This window comes from Acetobacterium sp. KB-1, assembly GCF_003260995.1.
Classification (GTDB): Bacteria; Bacillota; Clostridia; order Eubacteriales; family Eubacteriaceae; genus Acetobacterium; species Acetobacterium carbinolicum.
On record NZ_CP030040.1, the window covers coordinates 1,173,558 to 1,197,533 of the forward strand.

Below are 23,976 nucleotides of genomic sequence, written 5' to 3' on the forward strand. Positions count from 1 at the left end.
ATCACTGCTTCATCAAATAACCTAACCAAAAAAACTTTGATAGTTTTTTAATTAACAGCTTGACCTTGAAGTGACTTGAGGGTTTATCCTATGAGTAAATCCAAATATGAAAACGAGGTACAAAATGTTTACTAAATTGTTTACACCAAAGAAAATCAATCAGTGTGAGATTCCCAATCGTCTGGCAGTCACCGCCATGGTGGCCAATTACTGCAATGAAGACGGCACCGCCACCGATCGTTATATTGCCTATCACGAAGCCAAGGCCAAGGGCGGCTGGGGCCTGATTATTACCGAAGATTATGCCGTCAGCGAGCATGCCATGGGCTATCAGTTTATTGCCGGGCTGTGGAATGATGATCAGATTGCCAGTCACAAAAAACTGACCGACACCATTCATCAGTATGATTCCAAAATCTTTGCTCAGATCTATCATGCCGGCCGCCAAAGCGCCAGCTTCGTAAATGGCGGCGTTCAGCCGGTGGCCCCATCGGCAATCCCCTGTCCGTGGTTGCGGCAACTGCCCCGGGAACTGACCATTCCGGAGATTGAACAGATTGTTGAAGATTTTGGCGACTGTGCCTTACGGGCTAAACAGGCCGGCTTTGATGGTATCGAAGTGCATGCCGGACATGGCTATTTAATTGCCGAATTCATGTCCACCTATGTCAACAAACGTACTGATAAATACGGCGGTTGTCTGGATAATCGCTTACGCTTTGTTAAAGAAATCTATGCCGATATCCGCGGCAAGGTCGGCGACGATTTCCCGGTCATGATCCGTTTTTCGGCTGACGAAGTGGTTCAGGGCGGCCGGGACATTTCTGAATCCCGGGTCCTGGCTAAACTCTTTGCCGAATGGGGTTTTGATGCCCTGCATGTTTCCAGTGGCGCCTATGGCGATCATAATAAGGGGATTGTTTCGCCGATGTATGTCTCCCATGCCTGGACTGTCGACTTTGCTGCCGAGATCAAACAAATCGTGGATATCCCGGTCTTTACTGTCAACCGCATCAATGATCCCCGCATGGCCGATGGTCTGCTGGAAATGGGCAAAGCCGATTTCATCGGAATGGGCCGGGGCTCCCTGGCCGATCCGGAGCTGCCAAATAAGGCCAAGGCTGGTGATTTAACCGCAATCCGCTACTGCATCGGATGTATGCAGGGCTGTGTCGGGAAGTTACTGGTGGGTGAAGCCATCACCTGTCTGGTCAATCCCTCGCTGGGCCAAGAATATCAATTGGATTATAGCAAAGTCACCAAACCGAAAAAAGTCCTGATTGCCGGCGGCGGACCCGGTGGCCTGGAAGCGGCCCGCGCCGCGGCGATCAAAGGCCACGAGGTCACGCTTTATGAAAAAGGCAGCTTTTTAGGCGGTCAGTTTAAATCCGCTGCTTATCCCCCCTGCAAGGGTGAGTTGGCCACTTATACCAACTGGATCACGAGCGAACTGGATCAGTTGGGTGTAACGATTCATCTCAACCGCGAATTGACGAAAGAACTGGTGGCCGCTGAAAAACCGGATACCGTTATCGTCGCCACCGGCGGAACCCCCTGCAAACCGGCGATCAAAGGGATCGACAAAGCCCTGGTTGTCACCGCTGAAGATGCCCTACTGGGCAATGTGGCCACCGGTGATCAAATTGTTGTGGCCGGCGGCGGTGAGGTCGGTTCAGAAACGGCTGCGCATCTGGCGATGCAGCAACGGGATGTGACCATCATCGAAATGCTGCCCAAGATCTGCAGCGATCTCGATGGCGTCAACAAATTCAATCTGATGAAAATCCTCCGCGAATATGAGGTCAACCAATTGACCCAAACCAAAGTGGTCGAAATTCTGGATGATGGGGTAATCATCGAAAACAGCCAGGGCCAGCAGACCCTGCCTGCCGATACCGTCGTCATTGCATTGGGCTACCGACCCAACAACCAGCTGGCCGAAGCATTATCAGCCGTTCACAACCACGTCATCGTTATTGGCGGGGCCGTCAAAACCAGCAATGCCATGGTGGCGATCAACGATGGCTTTAATGCGGGCTTGTCGCTGTAACCCCCACTACACCGCTAACAATTAAAGATAAAAAAAAGGATCGGTGCTTGTAAAAGCCCTATCCTTTTTTATTTGTCTTAGTATATAAATGTGATACAATGAAAAAAACCTGAAGCCACTAGAGGGAGGAAAATCATGGAATATCGCATTGGGGAAGTCTCCAAGCTCTTGGGCCTGCCGGTGGAGACCATCCGTTATTATGAAAAAGAGCAGATTATTACGCCCAAACGTCAGCAAAACAGTGACTACCGCACCTATGAAACCTGGGATATCTTTTTTCTGATGGAATGCATGCGCTATCGCAGCTTTGACATTTCGTTAAAAGATATTTCAAAGATGCTTCATAATGAGTCGTTGGACTTTTTTGTCGAGCGGATCGGCTTTAAACAACAGGTCATCGATGAAAAGCTGCGCTATTATCAGATGCTGGAGCGCAAGATTTCCGCCTACAAGGATAAACTGGCAAGCCTGCCCTATAATGTCGGGTGCTATTGGTTCGTCAATACCCCCGAGTATCGTTACTTTACCTATGTCCAGCGCGAAGACGGCGATCATTATGGTGAGGTTGAGGAAAAACCCTTATTTCCGCACTGGCTCAAGCAGATCCCCTTTGTTGAGTTTACCCATCACATTGCTTTTGCCGACATCGCCGACCCCCGCATTGACCGGGACGCCTGGGGACTGTGTGTCGAAAGCGCTGACGCGGCGTTGTTAAATCTGCCGCTGAACGCGGATGTGCTGATCCGACCGGCGGGTTTGTGTTTGTGTACGGTGATGGATCTGGGTGACTATGGCAATTTGACGTTGCGGCAGTTTGATCCGCTGGTGGCCTATATCCGCGATCATGGCATTGTGCCGGAAGGCGATATCATCGGGAAAATCCTGACCCGGGTCCATGCCGATGGAAAAATGCACCGTTATATTGAGTATACGATTCCGATCAAGAAATAAAAAAACAAAAACGGAGGACTAAACGATGGAAACTTTAAAAACCAAGCTGCAGCCACAGCGCGTTAAACTTATTTTTAATCCCGGTTCTGGTGCCAATGACGAATCCCCGCTGCAAATCATGGCGGTCGTTAAAGAAATGCAGGCCCGGCAGTTAATCCCGGAACTGTATCTGATCGAACCCGACTGTAACTTGAAGGAAGTGGTCGATGAGGCCATTGCCCAGGGCATTGAACTGTTTGTCGTTTGTGGCGGCGACGGGACCGTTTCATCGGTCACCAAAGCGCTGTACGGTTCAGCGGCGACGCTTGGCATTGTTCCCACCGGAACCCGGAACAATGTGGCCTTAAGCCTCGGTATCCCCACGGATATTGCGGCGGCGGTTGCCATTCTCAGCGCCGGCCAGCGTTTAAAAATAGATCTCGGCCTGGTCACTTGCGACGGTGTCAGCACCCCTTTTATCGAGCTTTGCTCAGTGGGATTGTTTTCGATGCTGTTCCCCTCCGGGGATGATATCCAGCACGGCAACATCACCCGGATCGGCGATTTTCTCGGCATTCTGACGACTGCACCGCCCTCGGAGATTCATCTTTTTCTGGACGATAATCAGGAAATCAGCGAGTTGGGTCACGCCGCATTAATTTCCAATATGCCCTATGTCGGTCGTAATTATCAAGTCGGTGCGCCCGATGCCTATCATGACGGCTTACTGGATGTGATGTTTTTTGCCGATCTCTCCAAACTCGATTTAATCGCTTATATTCTGACCGGCGTCGGCACCGATAACCCGGAGGATCCCCGGATTATGCACTATCAGGTCCGTGAAATTGTCATCGACACCGAACCGGCCATGGCGGTAATGGCCGATGATATCAGTTTGGGCGAGGGTTCGGTGCGCATCAAAGTACAGCCACAGGCTTTGTCGGTCATGGTCGGAGCGACCGCGTCACATGAAGGGCAATAAGCCGGATCAGTCCGTCACTGACAAAGGCCGTCACGCAACCGCAAAAAGCCCCTCGCCGGTGGGTAAAATGCGCGGCGCCGCACAGAAAATCATTACCGGGATCCGTCATATTCCACCGCTTTACTGGTTAATCATGGTTGCGATTATCCTCATTTCATTTCTGCTCGTTATTCCTGATTATGTCTGGATCATTTTTTCAGACGCCGTCAAAAGCCAAAATTCGCTGCTGATCCTGGTCCTGATTTTTGCTTTAACCACTATTTCGCTGGTGTGGTCGGTTGGTCAGCGGATTGATGTCTGGGTTTTTACTTATTTTAATATGCATGGCCGCCGCTGGTCCTGGCTTGATGGGACGATGCTGTTATTGACGCAGCTTGGCAACGGGATTTTTGCGATGATCCTGGCTACTATTTTGTATTTTTTGGGGCACCACGTCCTTGCCTATGCCTTTGTCTTAGGCACCTTATCATTATGGTTTGTGGTGGAACTGATAAAAATGCTGGTCCATCGAACCCGTCCCTATAAAAAGATTGAAAATAGTCGCATTGTCGGGTCACCCGCCCGGGGCAGTTCGTTTCCCAGTGGCCATACCAGCCAATCCTTCTTTATGGCAACCTTTCTCTTACCCTATTTTCACGTCAACTTTTTTATCGGGTTGGCTGGTTATCTGCTGGCATTTTTGGTCGGGATCACCCGTATCTATGTCGGCATGCACTACCCCCGGGATGTCCTCGGCGGGGCGATGCTAGGAACCGCCTGGGGCCTGTTAGGCGTGATTCTCAATAATTCATTTTGAATTTAACCGTGGCGGATGATATAGATCCAAATTTTAAAAAACGACTATTTATTATTTTTAAACCGGATGCAAAAGGGTATTCATTTAATAACCGACATAATATTGGGGAGGTAAAGAAAATGAATATTGAACAAGTGATCAAGAACCTGAAAAAAATCGATGGTTCCCGGGATATCTGGCGGGACATCATTAAAGCCTTCGAGGGGTTTTCTTTTAATGGGGTGACCGAAGTCGCTATTGAATCGCAAATGGATGACGAAATTGTCCAGGCTTTTATCGATACGGACGGCTCGCCGGTGATCCAAATCGCGCTGGATCAGTGGGCCGATGGTACTTACGTGGTCATTGATGCATCGCAGCTCCGCTGAACAACTTTTTTAAACCATAAAAAATACGCTGTCTATGGTTTTATCAGCCATTGACAGCGTGTCTTTTTATTTGTGACTATTTCTGAAAATATGGATCAACTATTTTTAATACGTGCCAGGGAGGGTATTCATTTAATAACCGACATTATATTGGGGAGGTAATAGATTGTGATGAAAAAAGTAATCATCAACGATACCATGCAACAAGGCACTTATTACTTAAATGAACCGATGGGCGCAAATTTTGATCCTGATTTCAAACCGGAGCTCTCACCCAAAGAACTGTTAGCTTTGGGTCTTTTCGGGGGCAAATACATGACTGACTGCCGGTCGGAATTTCCGGAGGATTGGTTTGACCATGCCAAACTCTCCCCGACCCGAAAAGATATTTCTTTAAATTATTATCAGGTCAATGCCTCACAGCCGCTGAAAGTCTGGCAGGCCAATGGCTGGATCAATCCCATCGATCCCCGGGGCTGGTTTCAATGGTATTGCCGCTATTATTATGGTCGCAGAGTACCTGATGAGGACCGCCGCCAGATCAAACGCTGGAAGGCGATGGTACGCCATATTGGGGCGATCAAAAAGAACTGCGATAAAATGGATCAAAGCTGTCGCCAAAAACAGCGACAGGCCCTGCTGCACTGGGCTTATGATAGTCGCAAACTATAACCGCAAGTTTCGGCAAAAAGACACGCGATCAATGGAGTAGACAACCATTGACAACGTGTCTTTTAATTTGCGAATATTTTATTTATTTCTGACTATTTCCGATAACCGGGAATCTCCGCAACGTCCCGATCCTCGTTGCGGATCAGCTCTTGATTGTAAGGATATTTGGCGACGATGGCCCGGATCTCTTTTTGCGGTGTCCCGGGTGTACCCCAAAGCACCGTGACTTCAGTTCCTGGAGCGGCATATTCGGGAGCGATAAAGGCCAGCGAAATCATACTGTTATAGGGGTAGGAAATGATCCGACCGGAGGAGATTCCGATTTGCCGACCGTTAACCAGTACCTTGTCAGCTCGGTATTCGGTATAGCCGTTAAAGGAATTTTCCCCCAATGACAGGTCACTCTGTTTGGTAATATCATCGCAGGGTGTCTGACCGGGTCGGAGCATGGTGGCAAAAACAGCTGCCACATCGTCGGCATTCCATTCCAGCGTCGTTACCCTGCGGCCCGGATTTTTGGCGATCTGCTCCAGGGCGGGTTTGCCGGTAAATTCGTGATTAAAGTTCACCAGGAAGTCCCAGCCGACATCATAGGGGGTGACAAAGCGCGATTGCAGGTCATCGCCGACGCTGCCGGCCAGTTTCCGGTTGCTGTTCATGCCGCCCAAGGCCGGGTTCTGGGCCAGGTAATCGCTCAGCCCCTGATCTGATTCAAACCAGGGCAAAGGATAATGAAGGTGAATATTGGGAAAACCAGCCTCGGTATGATTAAACAAATTATAGGCGTGCATGCCCAGCTTGGTGGCCCCGAATTTTTCGCCGCTGGCCCAGACCTTGCGGTAAACCGCATCAAAGTCGCTCATCGGGCCGTGAATTTCGTAGGCCAGATTACCAGACATCCCCAGGCGAATCACTTCCACGGTTTTGCCATCCATCTCCGCTTTGCGATGGCGGGCAAACTTGATATCGTGAAGATCGGCCTCAAAGGCGTCCTCCAGAATTTCCAGCGATTTTTCGCCGGCGATCTGGATAAAATATTCAGTTCCGGTCTTATCTTCGCCGCTGACATCCAACCCGGATTTTTTCAACAGGTAATCAATCGGTGGATTGAGCCAATAGGTCCGGTAGCGGTCCTCAGCGATGCGAATGACCACCCCGTCGGTCATGATCTGCCCTTTGTCGTTGCAGATGACCGCATGGCGCAAGCCATTCAGGCCCAGTTTGGTAAAATCATTGATGCAAATGGCGTTCAGAAATTTGACAGCATCCTTACCGACGACATCATAGATTGGTGAAATCATTAAGGTCGTCCCGATCCAGGCGCTGTCCCGATAGCCCTGAATCTCCTGTTTGACGCCACCGTATTCGTAGGGAATATTCATCCCCGGCGCCATCTGAAAAAAGAGCGTGGCCCCCTCATTGGCGGGGTTGCTCATCGTTCCTGCACCGCCGAGAACGCTGTCCCCGCCCAAACCACTGACACTGAAATCGGCTTTAACTGCTTTGCTCATCTTGTTCCTCCTGAGTTTCTTTAACGATTTAATACCGTTATTATAAGTCAGCGGTACGAAAATGTAATCGGTTATATCCTCAGAAGAATGTGACGCTTTTCGTCATTTTTGACGATAGTTACTACATCTGTCTATTCCTTGGTCTTGTCCATCAATACTTTCCGCCACCATGCAGGAAAAGATCAGCGAAAACAGCTCATTCTCGGATAGCGAATTAAAATCCAGTTTGAGCCGGCGGGCAATTTTGTCAATCCGGTAAATAAGGGTATTGCGATGGAGGTTCAGGACCTTGGCCGCCGCTGATAGATTTCGGCCATGGAGCAGATAAATATGCAAATTGCGGAGCAGTTCCCGGTCCAGATCATCCGCTGTTGTTAACATCGCCACTATGTCCGGATCACAGAAAACCCGCAGATCGACACTGCTTGCCAAGCAGTCAAGCAGGTGTTCGGTTACGTAGGGGGCATAGAAATAAAAACTGGCCGACTCGTTCTGGATCGCGATGTCGACGGCATAACGGCTTTGCACAAAATACAGCTTAAGCTGTAAAAAATCGTGAAAGCACCGACTGATACCACATTTAAGCTGATACTTACCAAGCAATAGCGGCAGACTTTGTTGTTCGGCGGCCGTTTCAATGGGATACTCCCCTTGCCGTATGATCGCAATGATATAGCCCTGATAAACGGTTACCATCGAACCGGGAAAGTGATTATAGATGCGCTTGAGATAGGTATTGGCTTCAATGATCGATAAGTTTTCAATCGGGGCGACAAAGGTCAGCAGATAAAATGCATCGTCCCGCTGCCAGCCGAACCGGCCCAGATGATAGGCAACATTCTGATCCTGAATCAGCGGATCTTCAAGCAGATGATTGATCAGACCAGTCTGGTTTTCGGCCAGCCGCTGATAAACATCATTGGTTTTAAAATACTGGGTCAAGCGCTGGGTAATGTGCCAGAGCACCCGCAGCTGCCCCGCGGTGAAGGGGGCATTGAGATCCACCAGGCCAATGTTACCGGACAGTTTCCCGGCAACCCAGATATGGGTGGAGGCGTAGGTATGATCCGGATCAAACGTCGGGCGGTACAAATAGGGCTCATCAACCTGCTTCATCACATTTATCGACAACTCGTTTTGCTCCTGGAGGGTAAAAAAATCCAGCAGCGGGTATCCCGGTAAATTGATTTTTTCCCAGATCGTTCCCACCGGTGACTTCACAAATTTGCCGGCGGTAGCCATGACGGACATGGCATTATCAAAAAGCGCCATCGGGTTTTGCAGCTTTTCAGCCGCAATGTTCAGAAACTCATCAATCGCCACCTGATCGATTATGGCAGTAAGCAGGCGCTGATCCCAGGCCTGATAAGAGGCAAACACATCAAAAAGATGCTGAAAGAGGGCCTCCCGATCGGTTTCCCCGGAAAGCCGGATCAGGGTGTCCAGAGATTCCCACTTGATGCCAGACAAATCCGCCCCGATGATCAGCAGATCCGCTGGCAACTTGGTCGATTCTTGCGTCAGCGTCGTCGCATCGGCAATAAACAAAGTCGATTGATCCACTATCGTTTCTATATTTAGTGATTCGTCAGGGAGAAAATGAACGTTTCTAAATTCTGTTTTCAGAGAGATGGCTTTTTCAATTCTGGGTTGGAATATTGCCAATTCATCCAGCAAGATCGCTAATGCCAGGTCCATTTAATCACCTCCCTTTATCAATTGTTACTCACGGATATTTCATTACCCAACTCTACACTCAAATTGATACCTACTTATCATAAAGAATATTTTTGCGCAGTGTCTCTGCTTCAGGCGCGCTGACTAAAACGCTCACCAGTTCCAGGGCAAAATCGACGGCTTTGCCCGGGCCCCGGGAGGTGATCAGGTTGCCATCCCGGACAACCGCGTCCGTTTGGTAGATTGCCTGGGGCAGATCCGCTTCAAAGCCGGGGTATGAGGTCACTTTTTTGCCCGCGATGATCCCGGCTTTGGCTAACACGATGGGTCCGGCACAAATGGCGGCCACTAATTTTCCGGCGCCATTCATGTCGCTGACGATTTTGATAACCCGGGCATCGTCCCGCAGATTGGCGGCCCCGGGCATGCCGCCGGGAATAATGACCGCTGCGTAGCCATCAAGGTTGGCCAGCTCATCGATATGTTTGTCTGCTTTGACTTCGATCTGATGGCTGCCGGCAACCATCAGGCTGTCGCCGACGCTGACCATCTCCACCGTAATCGGCTTGACGCGTCTTAAATAATCGACCACTGTTAAGGCTTCTACTTCCTCAAATCCCGGTGCTAAAAAAACAATTGTTTTCATCTTTTTCTCCTTATTACAAAACGATTCAGTTTACCATGCGATTCACTGCTTATTTCTGTCTTTATTTTACCAGAAATCAGGCCCCAGTTGGAGAGAATTATCAAGCGGCTGGCTAAAATAAAAGACACACTGACAATGGCTTAATGCGTCATTGCCAGCGTGTCTTCTTAGTGTTGTCCGCGTCGTTGTGCAACCCGGTCACAGCGGTTTAACCATTTTTATTTCAACCATCCCATCGATCGTTGCACGGCCTGATCCCAGAAGCCACACAATTCCTGACGTTTTTCGGCACTGATTTGCGGTTCAAAGCGTCTTTCAATTTTCCAGAACTCCGCAATTTCGGCAAAGCTGTCCCAATAGCCCACGGCCAGACCGGCCGCATAAACCGCCCCCAGAGTGGTGGTTTCGGTAATCACCGGGCGCTCGACGGGAATGCCTAGAATATCGGCCTGGAACTGCAGCATGAAATCACTTTTGGCGCCACCGCCGTCTGCCCGCAGTTTGGTCAATTTAAAACCCGATTTCTTTTCCATCACATTAAAGGCATCTTTCACCTGAAAAGCCATCGATTCCAGGGCCGCCCGGGCAATGTGATGCTTGGTCGTCCCCCGGGAAATCCCGATAATGGTGCCGCGGGCGTAGGAATCAAAATAGGGCGCTCCCAAGCCCACAAAAGCCGGCACAAAATAGACCCCGAGACTGTCTTCCACCTGCAACGCCAGTTCCTCGGCCTCTTTGGCATCGTTGATAATTCCCAGACCATCCCGCAACCATTGGATGACGGCGCCTGACACATCAGCCATGCCTTCCAGCCCATAATCGGTTCGTCCTTTGGCACTCCATAGCACTGGTGAAAACAGACCATCCGAAGGTGGCACATACTTGTCGCCGGTATTCATCACCATAAACGATCCCGTTCCGTAGGTATTTTTAGCCATCCCCTTGTCCAGACAGCCCTGGCCAAATGCGGCGGCCTGCTGATCGCCTAAAATACCGGCCACCGGAATTTCAGCTCCAAAGAACGCGGCCGGATCGGTCATGCCATACACCTCGCTGGAGGTTCGCAGCTCCGGCAGGATTTCCCGGGGGATCTGTAATTCATTGAGAATCCATTCATCATATGCCAAAGTTCTGGCGTTTTGCAGCAGCGTAACCGAGGCGTTGGAGTAATCAGTCACATGGGCCCGGCCCCCGGTCAGCTTCCAAACCAGCCAGGTATCAATGGTACCATAAAGTAATTCACCGTTATCGACGCCGGCCTTCACCTTGGGGTCATTGTCCAACAGCCAGCGAATTTTTGTGGCCGCATCATTGGGGACAATGATCATCCCGGTGCGATCAACAATTCCGGCTCCGTCTTTGGCTTCCAGGGCTTCACAGATGTCCAGACTGCGACGGTCCTGCCAGACAATCGCCCGACACACCGGTTGGCTGGTAGTTTTATCCCAAAAAACCGTGGTTTCCCGTTGATTGGTAATGCCAATGGCTTCAATCGCTTCCGGTTTGAGGTTACCGTTTTTTAGCGCCTCCGCCACCATTTTTAGGGTCACTTCCCAAATTTCATTGGCATCATGCTCAACCCATCCAGATTGGGGAAAATGCTGGGTAAATTCCGAGTAAGCCTGGGAAATAATGTTCACAGCCTTATCAAAAATCATGACCTTGACGCCGGTGGTGCCTTCATCAATTCCTAAAATATACTTCATCGCGCTTCTCCTTTATTTTTTATAAACGATTTTGCCTTGATAAATGGTCATCACGACCCCAATATCCTTGATGGTTTCCGGTGCGACCGTCAGCGGGTTTTGCTCCAGAACCGTGATATCGCCAGCTTTACCGGGGCTTAAGCTGCCGCGGATGTGTTCTTCTTTGGCGGTGAAAGCTCCATCGATGGTAAACAGCCGCAGGGCCTCGCCGGGAGTAATGGCGTTCTGCGAATAGGGCGGATTGACCGCCGCATGAATCCCCAGGACCGGATTAATGGGTGTCACATTGGAATCCGATCCGCCATTGACGATAATCCCGGCATCGATAAACTCACGAATCGGATAAGCCCGGTGATTTCGTTCCGCTCCAACCCGTTCTTCATAAACACTGTCGGGACCGCCCCGTAAATAGGTAAATGCCGGTTGGGTCGAAATCACCGCGCCCAGCGCCGCCGCCCGTTTGATATCGCGGTCATCCGGGAAACCAAAATGTTCAATCCGAAAGCGATGGTCATCAACCGGATATTTATTCAGGGCCCGTTCCAGACCGTTTAACACCTGGGTGATGGCCCGTTGGCCAATGGCATGAAAACCGGTTTGCATTCCCGCTCGATGGGCGGTTTCGATGTAATGAGTGATCCACTCATCGGCATAGTAAAGTTCACCGAGCGCTTCGGGATCATCCGCATAGGGTTCCTTAAAAGCGGCGGTGCGAGAACCAATGGAGCCATCCAGGAGGATATCGGTGCCAATAATTTTTTGACCCTTGGCCACCACCTCCGGCACCGCAGTACTGCACCAGTGGAGCACCACATGGAGCGGCAAACTGTCGATGATTTCTAAAAATACCGGGATGTCGGAATCCGAAGACAGATCGCCGCCTTCCATCGCATGAATGGTGGTGACCCCCATTGCCACCGCCATTCTAGCGGTATGACGAATGGCCGCTTCCCGCTGATCCCGGGTCAGCTTGTCAAAAAAGTATTTGCGGGCATGACTGTTGGCATGACTGTGAAGCCGGCCATTTCGCTTTCCCGCCTGATCCCGGCCGAGACCTTCTTCATTTTCTAAAAATCCCATCAATTCCATGGCAATGGTATTGACCTGGGTATAATGCAGGCCCCGGTCAACCAGATAAACGGGCCGGTCTCTAAAAACCTGATCCAATTCGCTGGCAGTGGGCGGTCTTTTCTCTAATAACCGGGATTCATCCAAGCCATAGCCAAAGATCCATTCCTGTTCATTGGCACTCTTGTCGGCTGCCAGCTTTTCCAGCACCGCGGCAATTGATTGGCAATCATACAGGTTGATGCCGATCGCCGCCAGGCCCGTGCTCATCATATGCACGTGACAGTCATGAAGACCGGGTAAAAAGGTTTGACCGTTGAGATCGATAATCGCGGCCTGTTCGAACTCGGCCAGTTTTTTTATCGCCTCGCTGTTGCCGATTTTTTCAATGAACCCATTTTTAAGATAAATTCCCTGGCAAACCGGATGATCTTCATCCATGGTGATGCCAATTCCGTTAATGAGGGCAAGTTTTTCTTCCATTGCTGCCTCCTTCCTCATTCTGATCAATACTGATAAAAGTTCAGGCGGCTTGCGCCGCCTGAACTTTCGCTTATGCCAAGATCTTTTTAACTTCAGCGGCGACGGCTTTACCCAACGCGGTGTGACTGTCCGCATCTAAATGAAGTCCATCAATGGTACTGGCTTTGGCCACGGTTGCAGCATCAAAGAAAGGCACGCCCCGACTTGCGGCGACGCCCCGGTAGAATTCGGCCATCTGGACCGATTTTTCGCGGTTGCCGGCAAACATAAATTTAAATATGCCATCTTCTATCGGTCCCAGCGGCGGTGGTGCAATAAACAGTACCTTTGGTCCAGCCGGGCCAAACGCCCCGACCTGGGCCAGCGTTTTATCGAGAATCAGACTGGCGCCATTGGCAATATCCTGAGCGGTCACCGTATAACGACATTTTAAATCATTGGTACCAATCATGATAATTACCAAATCCAGCGGCGCATGGCTATCCAGCAGGGGAATAATGTGTTGTTTGCCGCAGCGGTATTCTTCAATGGGATCATCCCAAACCGTGGTCCGGCCATTCAAGCCTTCCGGGATAACCTTGTAGTCATCGCCTAATTCGGCCTGGAGCACCCCTGCCCAGCGGACCTCATCCGGCCAGCGTTTGATCGCTGCCACTAAATCATTGGATGGGTCCCATCCCCAGGTGTTTGAATCGCCAAAAATCATCACGTTTTTCATCAGTTTTCCTCCATATATATAATTTTTGATACCAATACTCGCTGTCAAGCCTGTTGATCCCAGAGTTCCAGATTGCTGGTGGCCACTGACGCGACCCCGATTTTTATCGCCCTGCTGATTTGTTCGCTGGTTGTCATTAATCCCCCTAAGATGATGGGCACCCCGGTTTCACCTTTTATCTCCCGGATAAGATGTTCCGGAATGGTGCCGGGCATCAGAATAACCACATCCGGTTGATGTTCTTTGATATTGATCAGGCCGGTTCGACACGCATCCGAATCGATGACGAAAAAACCGAAGGCCGCCATCATACCGGATTCTTTAATATATTTCACACAGAGCGATTTCATGGTGATGACACAGTCGACCCCACAGTTTGCCATATACTGAATACCCATTTTGTCCCGGGCTATTCCTTTAATCGAATCCTGATGGACCATCACCTTTTTTCCGGCCCGATGAATATGTCCCACCAGTTGCGGTAGGGTATTGATGTCCCCCAATTTGAGCATAATCCAATCCGCATCGGTTTTTTCGATGGCGTAAAGCAATTCTTTCCGTTGATGGACCGACGGAATAACCGCTTTGAATTTCAATTGTTGACAGCCATTGACTGCCACGCCGTTTTTTATTTGCATCCTATTCCATTCCCGTAACACCGCGGTGACCTTTTTGAACATAAAAAAGTCCGCATCATACCGAGGACGCAAGCCAGAAATTTCCGGCTCGGTGCACCCTCAGTATCATACGGACATCTCTTAAACTCTTGTCCCATGTTTATTCTATTGTCATAAATTCAGTTGTAATGGTTTTCTTTTTCTAATTCTATTCCTTTTTCACCAAGGTGTCAAGGGATAAAGAATCATTCACAAAAAATTGATACGCTTAATAATACTACTACGAACAGATTTCGTCATTGCTATGACCGCTGCGTCCATGTCTATGAGGGTATCGGCGCGCTGGCCGTAGCCACCGGTCAAGCCCTGACCATTAACCAGCATAACTATCAGGATTATCCGCTGGAACTTTCTTTTATTCACTAGGGGATCACCTTCTACCAGCTCAAATCAGCGGCGGCGGTGGCCGCTTTGGGCTGGGGGCGGATGCTTGATAAACGGGATACACGATAGTTTTAAGGCGCGGGTGGCGGCGCAAAAAATAAAGAAACGCCCACGGGAGTGCGCGTTTCTGGTTCTGAAAGTTATTTAATTAGTCTTCAAAGATTCTTCTACCATCATAAATTTGCATCATCGTTTTAACAATTTCTGTGAAAAACACTTCCTTGAGTTGTTCATAATCATTGTTAAGGTCCACACATTGAAGGGCATCATAATAGCGTTCTTTGCTTTCATATTTCAAATAAACTGGTGGCAAACCTTTGATTTTAAACAGCCAATTGAGGAATACTCTAGATATTCTCCCATTCCCATCATCAAAAGGATGAATAATCGTGAGTTTATGGTGGATTTTCACAGTTCTTTCGATATACATAGCCATCGAAATTTCATCTTTTTCTTTCATCAATTCTTGCACTTCATCATTAAGACTTGTTATTTCTTTAAATATATCTTTGTGATCACAGGTTTCAAATTTTGATTCCGTAACAAAATTATTATTTTCCCTGAATGAACCGGCCAACTCGTGATGTGGCGCATATCGATAAAGCATACTGTGTAATTTTAGTATTAAGTAAGTCGATATTTTATCAGTGGTATCAAAAATATAATCATATAGATCTGATTGCCCAGCGGTTTCAATAATATCCTGTAAATCTGATTTACAGAACTCACTTTCTTGTTTGTGCAATCTCAAATCAGTGATTATTTCAGCTACACATTCTTTATTGAGATGACTACCTTCAATCCTGCTTTCATTGTATATATAATCATTTTTAAAGATATTCCAAATTAAATTAAAATCGTGCTTATAAAAGTAAGTATATGAATTGATAATTTGTTCTCTCAAACATGGATCAAATGACAACAATCCCAACTCAGCAAGTTTATTTTGAGGTTTATACTTTCTAAATCTCTTTTTTAATTCGCTAGCATGCGTATTGCCTTCGATAAAATTGCAGCGATAGGCTAACGTAAACACACACGATTCAAAACTGACGCCGAAGTGTAGCGATAATTTCAAGGCATCATCAAACGTTACCTTTCCATCAATTAAATATTTTCGGGCCTCAGCCTCAAAATAACCTCTTGGCATTAACAGCTCCGAAGCGAACTGGTCGGCAAACTTTTCTATCTCATACTTTTGTCCGCCAATCGGACAAGCCTCATTCGAACGATCTTTTATATGATGACACAATTCGTGCGCGGCTGTAAAACGCTGTCTCGGAATCGGTCGATTATAATTGATACCAACAATGGGTATATCCTCTTGATTTAGCGGAGCAATATAAATCCCCTCAAGTTCTTTGAAGTCTCGAAATTGGTAAACAATACCATTCATAGACAATAACTTGAAGGGATCAATCGGAAATGTTATCTCATTTTCTTCCTGTAACCTGTCGATGATTCTTTTAGCTAATTGCTGGGGCGAATCTAAATATTCATCATATTTATTGTCTCTCAGCATCTAAATCATCGACTCCTTATACTTCCTTTTAAAATCAATCAGATTCATTATTTCTTTTTTGTCATTAACAGAAAGCGTTGAAAAAGCTCTGGCAAACATATTAACTTCAGCATCTTCAGGTTTTGTTTCATGAAGAATTTCATCCACCGTTACACCATAAATCCGAGCAAACATATCCAATTCATTCGCTAAAACATTGCGTTCTCCACATTCTATTGCAGTAATGGTAGTTCGAGAAACCCCAATCTGTTTTGCAACATAATCTTGAGAAAGACCTAACGCCTTTCTGTAACTTTTCAATCTCTCAAAAATAGTTTTCATCTTTACTCACTCCTCTTATGAATATTATACTGCCCTGCGCTAAAAAACACAATCTATTTCGTCAGGATTCCTGACATTATTAACATTAAGTAAATTCAAGTCTAATTAGTTTTTAATCATGAAACAATTAATATCTTGCTGAAAGTATTTCTATTTATTCCCATGAATTCTTAAATCAATTTTCGCGGGTAGCGGTGTCAAAAAATAAAGAAACGCCCGTGAGAGCGGGCGTTTCTGGGATAATAAAGAACGCTAACGATTATTCTTCCGTCACCAGTCCGAAATACTTTTCAAAGAATTTCATCAGCTTGTCGCCGACACTTTGCTTTTTGACGGCCCGGTTGCCACCACCAAAGCGTGACACCGGGGGCATGATTTTATCGATGTCGGTCCCGCTGGTCTTCAGCGCCCCATCACGGAAGGCGTTATTAATAAATTTTCTGGTTTCGTCCGGTTTGAGTTTTTCCGCACTGATCAGCTCCACCAGGTCGCGCTCTTTCTGCTCATCAACAAAGCGGCGCCACTCCTCGTCCACCTTGGTGGACGCATTAACGGTTTCAATAAAGTGTTCAATCAAAACCTTCTTACTGCGCAGTTCAATACTGGCGCCGATGGCTTTATCAATCGCCACCAGGATACTCTTGTCTTCACAGTTGGAGGCATGGTATTTGGCCACCAGCATCAAGATATAATCGATGTTGATTTCGACCTGGCGGATCAGTTCAATTTCAAAAACAATGTCGTCGTTGATCCGCTCCTTGTCGGCTTTTTCGCCCTCGCGGAAATCTTGATATAGATCAAGATAAAGGCTCTGATAGTCCTGATAGTCGCGGTTGGTCAGGATTTCCTGGCCGGGAAAGTTGTCAAAGGCGGTCAGAATATTCTTAAGCCGCAGGATTGCCCCAAACAGCCGGATAAAATCCTTCTGGTTCTGTTCGCCGATGATCGCCGTACCCAGCGGGAATTTTTGACCCAGCTCCGCGATCAGCTCGGTGTAGCCGGGGTGATGCTGGCCATCTTCGTCGAAGCCATAATAATAGCTATCAAAGTTTTTAAGCAACACGATACTGCCAGCATCCTTATCGCCAAACAGGGCGATGGCGGCATCAGTTTGTTCCTGCAAATCCCGGAAACAGACGATGTTGCCGTAGGTCTTAACCGCATTGAGGATCCGGTTGGTCCGCGAGAAGGCCTGAATCAGGCCGTGCTGCTTGAGGTTTTTATCGACCCATAGGGTGTTCAGGGTGGTGGCATCAAAGCCGGTCAAAAACATATTCACGACAATCAACAGATCGACCTCCCGGTTTTTCATCCGCAGCGACAGGTCTTTGTAGTAGTTTTGAAACTTCTCGGCCGAGGTATCATAGTTGGTATTAAAATCGGCGTTATAATCGGCGATGGCCGCTTCCAGAAAATCCCGGGAGGATTGGTCAAGGCCGGCGGTATCAAAATCCTCGTCGGGAAAGACATCCTCGGGATCGGCTTCGTTAGCGGAAAAGCTGAAAATGGTGGCGACATTAAGGGCCCGGCCCTGCTCGGCCAGCTGTTTTTTCAGCTCGAGATAATATTTTTTCGCCACCGGGATCGAACTGACCGCCAAAATCGAGTTAAAGCCGGCGACCCGCTGACCCTTAAGCGAATAGAAATGGTTGCGCTTGGTCTTCTGGTCAAAATGTGAAAGCAGATAAGTGACAACCGCGCGGATCCGGGCCGGATCGGCCAGGGCCGCTTCGGTATCGATGGCGGCCACCTCTTTATCCGCCAGCCCATCTTTCATCTTGACGGTGTTGATATAGTCAATCCGAAACGGCAGCACGTTGCCGTCATTGATGGCATTGACAATGGTATAGGTATGCAGCTTGTCGCCAAAGGCCTGGGGGGTGGTGCGCATGGCCGGGTTGCCGCCGCTGCCGGCATTGGCGGCAAAGATCGGCGTCCCGGTAAAGCCAAAGAGATGATAGTGTTTGAAGGCGGTGACGATTTTTTTATGCATATCACCAAACTGGGAGCGATGGCATTCATCAAAGATGATCACAAAATGTTTCTTGAAGGCCGCATGACCCTTGTTTTTGGAAACAAAGACATCAAGTTTCTGAATCGTCGTGATGATGATCTTTGAACAGCTGTCGGCCAGCTGTTGTTGCAGGATTTTGGTGGAGGTATTGCTGTCAGCGGCGCCCTTCTGGAAGCGTTCGTATTCCTTGATGGTCTGGTAGTCTAGGTCTTTCCGGTCGACCACAAACAGCACCTTGTCGATATACGGCAGCGCCGTGGCCAGCTGGGCCGTTTTAAAGGAGGTCAGGGTCTTGCCGCTGCCGGTGGTATGCCAGATGTAACCGCCGGCAGCCAGCGTGCCGGTTTGCTTATAGTTATTTGAAATCTCGATCCGCGAGAGGATCCGCTCGGTGGCGGCAATCTGGTAGGGCCGCATCACCAGCAGCAACGCTTCGGAGGTAAAGACACAGTATTTGGTCAGCACGTTTAAGAGCGAGTGTTTGGCCATAAAGGTCCGGGTGAAGTCGACCAGGTCGGCAATGGCGGTATTGTTACTGTCTGCCCAGTAGGAGGTGAACTCAAAACTGTTGCTGGTCTTCTTACTCTTTTTGCGTTCCCCGGCCGCGCTTTCCTTGACGTGGCTGGAGCGGGTAGTATTGGAATAATACTTGGTGTGGGTGCCATTGGAAATGATAAAAATCTGGACATATTCAAACAGCCCGCTGGCGGCCCAGAAGCTGTCCCGCTGGTAACGTTTAATCTGGTTAAAAGCCTCGCGGATGGCGACGCCCCGGCGCTTCAATTCAATATGGACCAGCGGCAGACCATTGACCAGAATGGTGACGTCATAACGGGTCTCGTGGCTGCCTCCTACTTCCTGATACTGGTTGATCACCTGCAGGCGGTTGTTGTGAATATTTTTCTTGTCGATCAGGATGATATTCTTGGTGGTGCCGTCGTCACGTTTTAGGTTCTGGACATGGTCGGTCTGGAGCTTGCGGGTTTTTTCGACAATCCCCTCATTGCTGCTGGCAATGCTTTCAGCAAAAAAGCGGTGCCACTCGGCGTCACTAAAAGCATAGTCATTAAGTGCTTCCAGCTGGCGACGCAGATTGGCCACCAGGGCGGCTTCATCGTGAATGCACAGGTACTCGTAGCCCTGGGCCTGAAGCAGGCGGATCAGTTCCCGCTCCAGCTCGGCTTCACTCTGATAGGCATCCGAGCGGCCATAATCAGCCTGGTATTCGGCGACGACGGTGGCTTCGTTGGAGGATACGACGACGTTATAAAGGCTCATGCGCCCACCTCCGTTTCGACGTCAGCCCGGACCGGAAAGGTTAACAGCTGGTCGCGGTAATATTCATATTGCTGGCGCCGGGCCTCGATTTCAGCCGGCAAGCCGCTGGTCAGGTCGTTGCAGAGGGTGTCGAAGCGGTCGAGGATGGCGACGATGCGGGCTTGGACTTCGAGGGGTGGAACGGGGATTGTAAGCTTGTGCAATTTGCTGCCTTTGATTCCTTTTACGGTACCACCGGTAGCGGTTGCTAAAAGTTTATCTTGGAATTCATTCCCAAGAAGTATATATTTCAAAAAAGTGCTATTAAGTGCATCGGTTTTTGGTCTATACTTAATTACTCGCTGTGCTAAAGCTATATCTTCGTTGTCAATTTGGGCGATATTGCCACAAGGCGCTTCTGTTGTAATCAATACATCACCTTGCTGAGGATAACCGCGTCGCATAACAATCTCATAATCTTCTGGCGCAATGTACTCTTTTGATTTTTCATAATCAATATAACCTTTTCTGATGTTTTTTGCCGTAACAAGAAAGACTCCGTTTTCCACCTTTTTTGGGGTTTTACCTCGGTAATCGACAATGTCACATAAATCAGCAAGTGCGTAATACTGAGCGTCCCTAAATGACAGCAATTCTTTGCTATAATACTCATATTGCTTTTTCCGTGCTGTAAGCTCCGCTGTAAGCTCCGCTGTAAGCTCCGCTGTAAGCTCCGTGAAATTGTCCAGGATCCGGACAATTTCACCCTGCACCGGCAGTGGCGGGAGGGGGATTTTAACAGAGTTAAGAACAGCTTGCGTCAGGCTTGGCACACCACCAGCTGTATTGAGTCTTTCAAGATGTTGGGCTTGCAAATAGTAAAAAACAAATTTAGGTTCAATTATATCAGTATTTATATCAGTATAAAAAATTGTATCTACTGTCCAGAACGGTACATCCACGTAATACAATTTATCAATTGAACCTTTACGTGGTATTAGTACCGAAGGTTTTTCAAAAGCAGCATGGTCGATGTAAGTCATAATACCGCCAGTACCATAAACCGGTATATTACCTTTATCAAACCCCTTATAATCTTTGCCATTTTTAATTGTCAGCACTTGTGAAAGACTTTTTAACTCTACCCCATCCGGGCACAGCTCCGCAATCAATTCTTCCAGCTTACTCATTGCCATCCCCTCCTTTGTTTAGCAGTTTTTCGACTTGCCGATCAAAGTCGGATCGAATCTTTTGGTTTTTATCGGGAATCGCGCCATGTCGAGTGGGTATTTCCATTTTGGAAACAACCACTTTTTGACCCCGTTCACCTTCTGAAAAAATATTTTTGAGGTGTTTGCTAATCGCCGGAACTTGTACGGCAAAAAGTTCCGCCATTGCTTTCTGAGTGAGCCAGATAGTTTCGTCATTTATCACTGCATTAACGGATATCTCTTCATCAACGGCACGATAAATTAAAAATTCAAACTCGTTTGCCATCATCCCACCTCAATCTCGGCAATAATGCTGGCAATCTCGTCCCGCAGATCCTGCTGCTCGACGTAGCTGGATACCGACAGGTTATAGTCCTGAGCCGAAATCTCGGCATTAGGCACCAGCCGCACAAAATGCTCAAGGTCCGCCCGGTTGGTATAGGCCGTGATAATTGTATCGATATTGGCTTGAGTCAGTTTGTTATTGTTGGTAACCTTGACGCATTCTTTGGCGGCATCAATAAACAGGGTGCTGTTTTCGCTTTTAGACTTTTTAAGCACCATGATGCAGGTAGCAATGCTGGTGCCAAAGAAAAGATTGCCCGGTAATTGGATGACGCAGTCAATATAGTTGTTGTCGATCAGGTATTTGCGGATCTTCTGTTCGGCGCCGCCCCGGTACATGACCCCCGGAAAGCAGACAATCGCCGCGGTACCGGAGGTCGCCAGCCAGGCCAGCGAATGCATAATAAAGGCCAGGTCAGCCTTGGACTTGGGCGCCAGCACCCCGGCCGGCGAAAAGCGGGGATCGTTGATCAGCAGCGGATTGGCATCGCCATCCCAGCGGATCGAGTAAGGCGGATTGGAGACAATCGCTTCAAAGGGTTCATCATCCCAGTGCATCGGGTCAGTCAGGGTGTCGCCATGACCAATATCAAACTTATCGTAGTCAATATCGTGGAGAAACATATTGATGCGGCAGAGATTATAGGTGGTGATATTGATTTCCTGACCATAGAAGCCCTGGCGAACGTTTTCTTTGCCGAGAATCTTGGCAAAATTTAAAAGCAGCGAGCCGGAGCCACAGGCCGGGTCATAGACCTTGTTGACTTCGGTTTTGCCGACCAGGGTGATCCGGGTCAACAGTTCGCTGACTTCCTGGGGGGTGTAGTATTCGCCGCCGCTTTTACCGGCGTTGGAGGCGTACATCCCCATCAGGTATTCGTAGGCATCGCCAAAGGCATCGATGGTGTTGTCCTGATAGCCGCCGAGGGTCATGTCGCCAATACCATCTAAGAGCTTGACAAGCATTTCGTTGCGTTTGGCGACGGTGCCGCCAAGCTTGTTGCTGTTGACGTCAATATCGTCAAACAGGCCTTTAAAATCATCTTCGCTGATACTGCCCTGGGCCGAGCTTTCAATATTGCGAAAGGCCTGCTCCAGCGTTTCATTGAGGTTCTCATCATCGGCGGCACGGCTTTGGACGTTTACAAACAGCTCGCTGGGGAGGATAAAGAAACCCCGGGTCAAAACCAGATCAGCCCGGGCTTCTTCGGCTTCGGCGTCCGATAATCGCGCATAATCAAACTCGCTGTTGCCGGCTTCATGCTCGCCGCGGTTAATGTAGTCGGTCAGATTTTCTGAGATATAGCGGTAAAACAGTATCCCCAGAACATACTGCTTAAAGTCCCAGCCGTCGACACTGCCGCGCAGATCATTGGCAATGTTCCAGATTGTGCGGTGCAGTTCAGCCCGTTGTTGTTCTTTTCGATTATCAGCCATGTATCTTCTCCATCTTTGCTTTTATTTGTTAGTCGTGGTCGCTCGTATTTCGCCCGATCAGTGCGTCGCTCTGACAGGCATACCTTTTAATTTTAACTCACCCTTTAAAAAATCGCAACCGGTCTTTATTAAAGTGAATTAAACCGCCAGCACGGCCAGCGTATAGCCATGATCAATAAACCCATTAAAAAAAACAGCCAATCCCAGCACTCCCGCTGGCATTGGCTGATCGTTTTTTGTGTGTAGCTGGTGTAACCTTAACTGTCCCCATAATGACTCTTGCAACCGATGATATAAATGGTATCATCCTAGATTTTGTAAATTAATCGATCGCTTTCAGAGATTCTTCTGCTCCAATACCCGGATAGTTCGTGCCGGAGGGCTTCTGGTTTCCCAATTCCCGTGTATCCATTGCGTTCAATATCGCGAATCAACTCATGGATTTTTTTAAGGATCTTTTTATCTTTATTGTGCCAGTATAAATACTCATCCCAGGCATGCTCTGAAAACAATTTATTCATCGTTCATGTCACACGCTTTTAATTCGATCGTTTTACCCTGTTCAATTTGATTTTTACTTTCGATCAGTCGATCATAATAGGCTTTATTACTGGTAATATAAGCATTTTCCATTAAATTGTTATATTCATCAAGACTAATCAGGACGACATTTTTTTCGCCTTTCCGGGTGACGATGATGGTTTCACAGTCATCGGTTACCTTGTCAAAATAAGATTTCATCTTGTTTCTCATGGTGGTATAATTGATGGCTAACATAATCTCTCCTCCTTAAGGACTTCTTTCTGTACTTAATATTGTATTTTATTTGGGGCACGAAGTCAAGGAAAGAACGACGGCGGTTCCCGCTAACATTGGCTAATCCACTATTTTTTTATCGCACCTGTTCTTCCCACAAATCAAAGCCATCATCACCTCATCATCATGATAACCGAGATTGATAAAACATTTAATTTTGGAGCAAGAGATACCGCGGCGGTTCTTTTATGCTATAGCAACCAACCATATTGCTTCTCAATTTTATAAATGATGCGCCAGGGCGAAAAAACAACTTCACGATAAGTTAACAGATCAAATGCTTTTAACTCTGGCACAAACCTGCCACTTTTGGGCATCTGTTCCAGTCGTGTTACTTTCTCTTCAATTTTTCCCAGAATCTGCATCGCCAGTAGCTATTGGGTGC

General features: G+C 48.1%; 23 protein-coding genes. 6 read left to right on the forward strand and 17 right to left on the reverse strand.

The window, feature by feature from the left end:
• Window positions 1–124 precede the first annotated feature (124 nt).
• The 6 genes from DOZ58_RS05415 to DOZ58_RS05440 all read left to right on the forward strand — a co-directional run bounded on the left by DOZ58_RS05415 (window position 125) and on the right by DOZ58_RS05440 (window position 5,798).
• A complete protein-coding gene (locus DOZ58_RS05415; protein WP_111887387.1) occupies window positions 125–2,050 on the forward strand; it encodes an FAD-dependent oxidoreductase in 1,926 nt (641 codons plus the stop codon).
• 135 nt (window positions 2,051–2,185) lie between these two features.
• Window positions 2,186–3,001, forward strand: coding sequence for a MerR family transcriptional regulator (locus tag DOZ58_RS05420; protein ID WP_111887388.1), 816 nt, complete (start codon window positions 2,186–2,188; stop codon window positions 2,999–3,001).
• 25 nt (window positions 3,002–3,026) lie between these two features.
• Window positions 3,027–3,962: a diacylglycerol kinase family protein gene (locus DOZ58_RS05425; protein ID WP_111887389.1), complete on the forward strand. Its 936-nt coding sequence runs from the start codon at window positions 3,027–3,029 to the stop codon at window positions 3,960–3,962.
• Window positions 3,949–4,758, forward strand: a complete 810-nt coding sequence (locus DOZ58_RS05430) for a phosphatase PAP2 family protein (RefSeq protein ID WP_162624437.1) — start codon at window positions 3,949–3,951, stop codon at window positions 4,756–4,758. Before DOZ58_RS05425 ends, DOZ58_RS05430 begins: the two co-directional genes overlap by 14 nt.
• A 119-nt stretch (window positions 4,759–4,877) precedes the next feature.
• Window positions 4,878–5,126: a hypothetical protein gene (locus DOZ58_RS05435; RefSeq protein ID WP_162624438.1), complete on the forward strand. Its 249-nt coding sequence runs from the start codon at window positions 4,878–4,880 to the stop codon at window positions 5,124–5,126.
• A gap of 168 nt (window positions 5,127–5,294) precedes the next feature.
• On the forward strand, window positions 5,295–5,798 hold the full coding sequence (locus tag DOZ58_RS05440) for a hypothetical protein (RefSeq protein ID WP_204355476.1): 504 nt from the start codon (window positions 5,295–5,297) through the stop codon (window positions 5,796–5,798).
• Between the two features lie 92 nt (window positions 5,799–5,890).
• On the opposite strand, the gene DOZ58_RS05445 is transcribed toward DOZ58_RS05440, so the two are convergent.
• The 17 genes from DOZ58_RS05445 to DOZ58_RS05520 form a co-directional block, all read right to left on the reverse strand.
• The gene (locus tag DOZ58_RS05445) at window positions 5,891–7,309 is read right to left on the reverse strand and encodes an aminomethyl transferase family protein (protein WP_242988613.1); all 1,419 of its coding nucleotides are present in this window, start codon (window positions 7,307–7,309) and stop codon (window positions 5,891–5,893) included.
• 102 nt (window positions 7,310–7,411) lie between these two features.
• On the reverse strand, window positions 7,412–9,007 hold the full coding sequence (locus tag DOZ58_RS05450; protein WP_111887393.1) for a CdaR family transcriptional regulator: 1,596 nt from the start codon (window positions 9,005–9,007) through the stop codon (window positions 7,412–7,414).
• Between the two features lie 70 nt (window positions 9,008–9,077).
• Window positions 9,078–9,632, reverse strand: a complete 555-nt coding sequence (locus DOZ58_RS05455; protein WP_111887394.1) for a DJ-1 family glyoxalase III — start codon at window positions 9,630–9,632, stop codon at window positions 9,078–9,080.
• A 218-nt stretch (window positions 9,633–9,850) separates the two neighbouring features.
• On the reverse strand, window positions 9,851–11,338 hold the full coding sequence (glpK, locus tag DOZ58_RS05460) for a glycerol kinase GlpK (protein WP_111887395.1): 1,488 nt from the start codon (window positions 11,336–11,338) through the stop codon (window positions 9,851–9,853).
• A 12-nt stretch (window positions 11,339–11,350) separates the two neighbouring features.
• Window positions 11,351–12,889: an amidohydrolase gene (locus DOZ58_RS05465; protein ID WP_111887396.1), complete on the reverse strand. Its 1,539-nt coding sequence runs from the start codon at window positions 12,887–12,889 to the stop codon at window positions 11,351–11,353.
• A gap of 70 nt (window positions 12,890–12,959) precedes the next feature.
• On the reverse strand, window positions 12,960–13,607 hold the full coding sequence (locus DOZ58_RS05470) for an SGNH/GDSL hydrolase family protein (protein ID WP_111887397.1): 648 nt from the start codon (window positions 13,605–13,607) through the stop codon (window positions 12,960–12,962).
• A gap of 44 nt (window positions 13,608–13,651) precedes the next feature.
• Complete coding sequence (locus tag DOZ58_RS05475) at window positions 13,652–14,245, reverse strand: glycerol-3-phosphate responsive antiterminator (protein ID WP_162624439.1); 594 nt, start codon at window positions 14,243–14,245, stop codon at window positions 13,652–13,654.
• A 228-nt stretch (window positions 14,246–14,473) separates the two neighbouring features.
• Window positions 14,474–14,647 carry a hypothetical protein gene (locus DOZ58_RS18495; protein WP_162624440.1) on the reverse strand — a complete coding sequence of 58 codons (174 nt, stop codon included), beginning with the start codon at window positions 14,645–14,647 and terminating at the stop codon, window positions 14,474–14,476.
• 169 nt (window positions 14,648–14,816) lie between these two features.
• Entirely contained in the window at window positions 14,817–16,190 is a 1,374-nt protein-coding gene (locus DOZ58_RS05480; protein WP_111887399.1) for an ImmA/IrrE family metallo-endopeptidase, read from the reverse strand.
• Window positions 16,191–16,511, reverse strand: coding sequence for a helix-turn-helix domain-containing protein (locus tag DOZ58_RS05485; protein ID WP_111887400.1), 321 nt, complete (start codon window positions 16,509–16,511; stop codon window positions 16,191–16,193).
• 259 nt (window positions 16,512–16,770) lie between these two features.
• Window positions 16,771–19,803 (reverse strand): type I restriction endonuclease subunit R, encoded by a 3,033-nt coding sequence (locus DOZ58_RS05490; protein WP_111887401.1) that lies wholly within the window; start codon window positions 19,801–19,803, stop codon window positions 16,771–16,773.
• Window positions 19,800–20,972: a restriction endonuclease subunit S gene (locus DOZ58_RS05495; RefSeq protein ID WP_204355477.1), complete on the reverse strand. Its 1,173-nt coding sequence runs from the start codon at window positions 20,970–20,972 to the stop codon at window positions 19,800–19,802. Before DOZ58_RS05495 ends, DOZ58_RS05490 begins: the two co-directional genes overlap by 4 nt.
• On the reverse strand, window positions 20,965–21,282 hold the full coding sequence (locus DOZ58_RS05500) for a hypothetical protein (protein ID WP_204355478.1): 318 nt from the start codon (window positions 21,280–21,282) through the stop codon (window positions 20,965–20,967). The genes DOZ58_RS05495 and DOZ58_RS05500 overlap by 8 nt, the downstream gene beginning before the upstream one ends.
• Window positions 21,279–22,775, reverse strand: coding sequence for a type I restriction-modification system subunit M (locus tag DOZ58_RS05505; protein ID WP_111887404.1), 1,497 nt, complete (start codon window positions 22,773–22,775; stop codon window positions 21,279–21,281). Before DOZ58_RS05505 ends, DOZ58_RS05500 begins: the two co-directional genes overlap by 4 nt.
• Before the next feature lie 308 nt (window positions 22,776–23,083).
• Window positions 23,084–23,296: a Txe/YoeB family addiction module toxin gene (locus tag DOZ58_RS05510; RefSeq protein WP_111887405.1), complete on the reverse strand. Its 213-nt coding sequence runs from the start codon at window positions 23,294–23,296 to the stop codon at window positions 23,084–23,086.
• Window positions 23,289–23,552: a type II toxin-antitoxin system Phd/YefM family antitoxin gene (locus DOZ58_RS05515; RefSeq protein ID WP_111887406.1), complete on the reverse strand. Its 264-nt coding sequence runs from the start codon at window positions 23,550–23,552 to the stop codon at window positions 23,289–23,291. The genes DOZ58_RS05510 and DOZ58_RS05515 overlap by 8 nt, the downstream gene beginning before the upstream one ends.
• A gap of 230 nt (window positions 23,553–23,782) precedes the next feature.
• Window positions 23,783–23,956 (reverse strand): type II toxin-antitoxin system RelE/ParE family toxin, encoded by a 174-nt coding sequence (locus DOZ58_RS05520; protein ID WP_111887407.1) that lies wholly within the window; start codon window positions 23,954–23,956, stop codon window positions 23,783–23,785.
• Window positions 23,957–23,976: the final 20 nt, after the last annotated feature.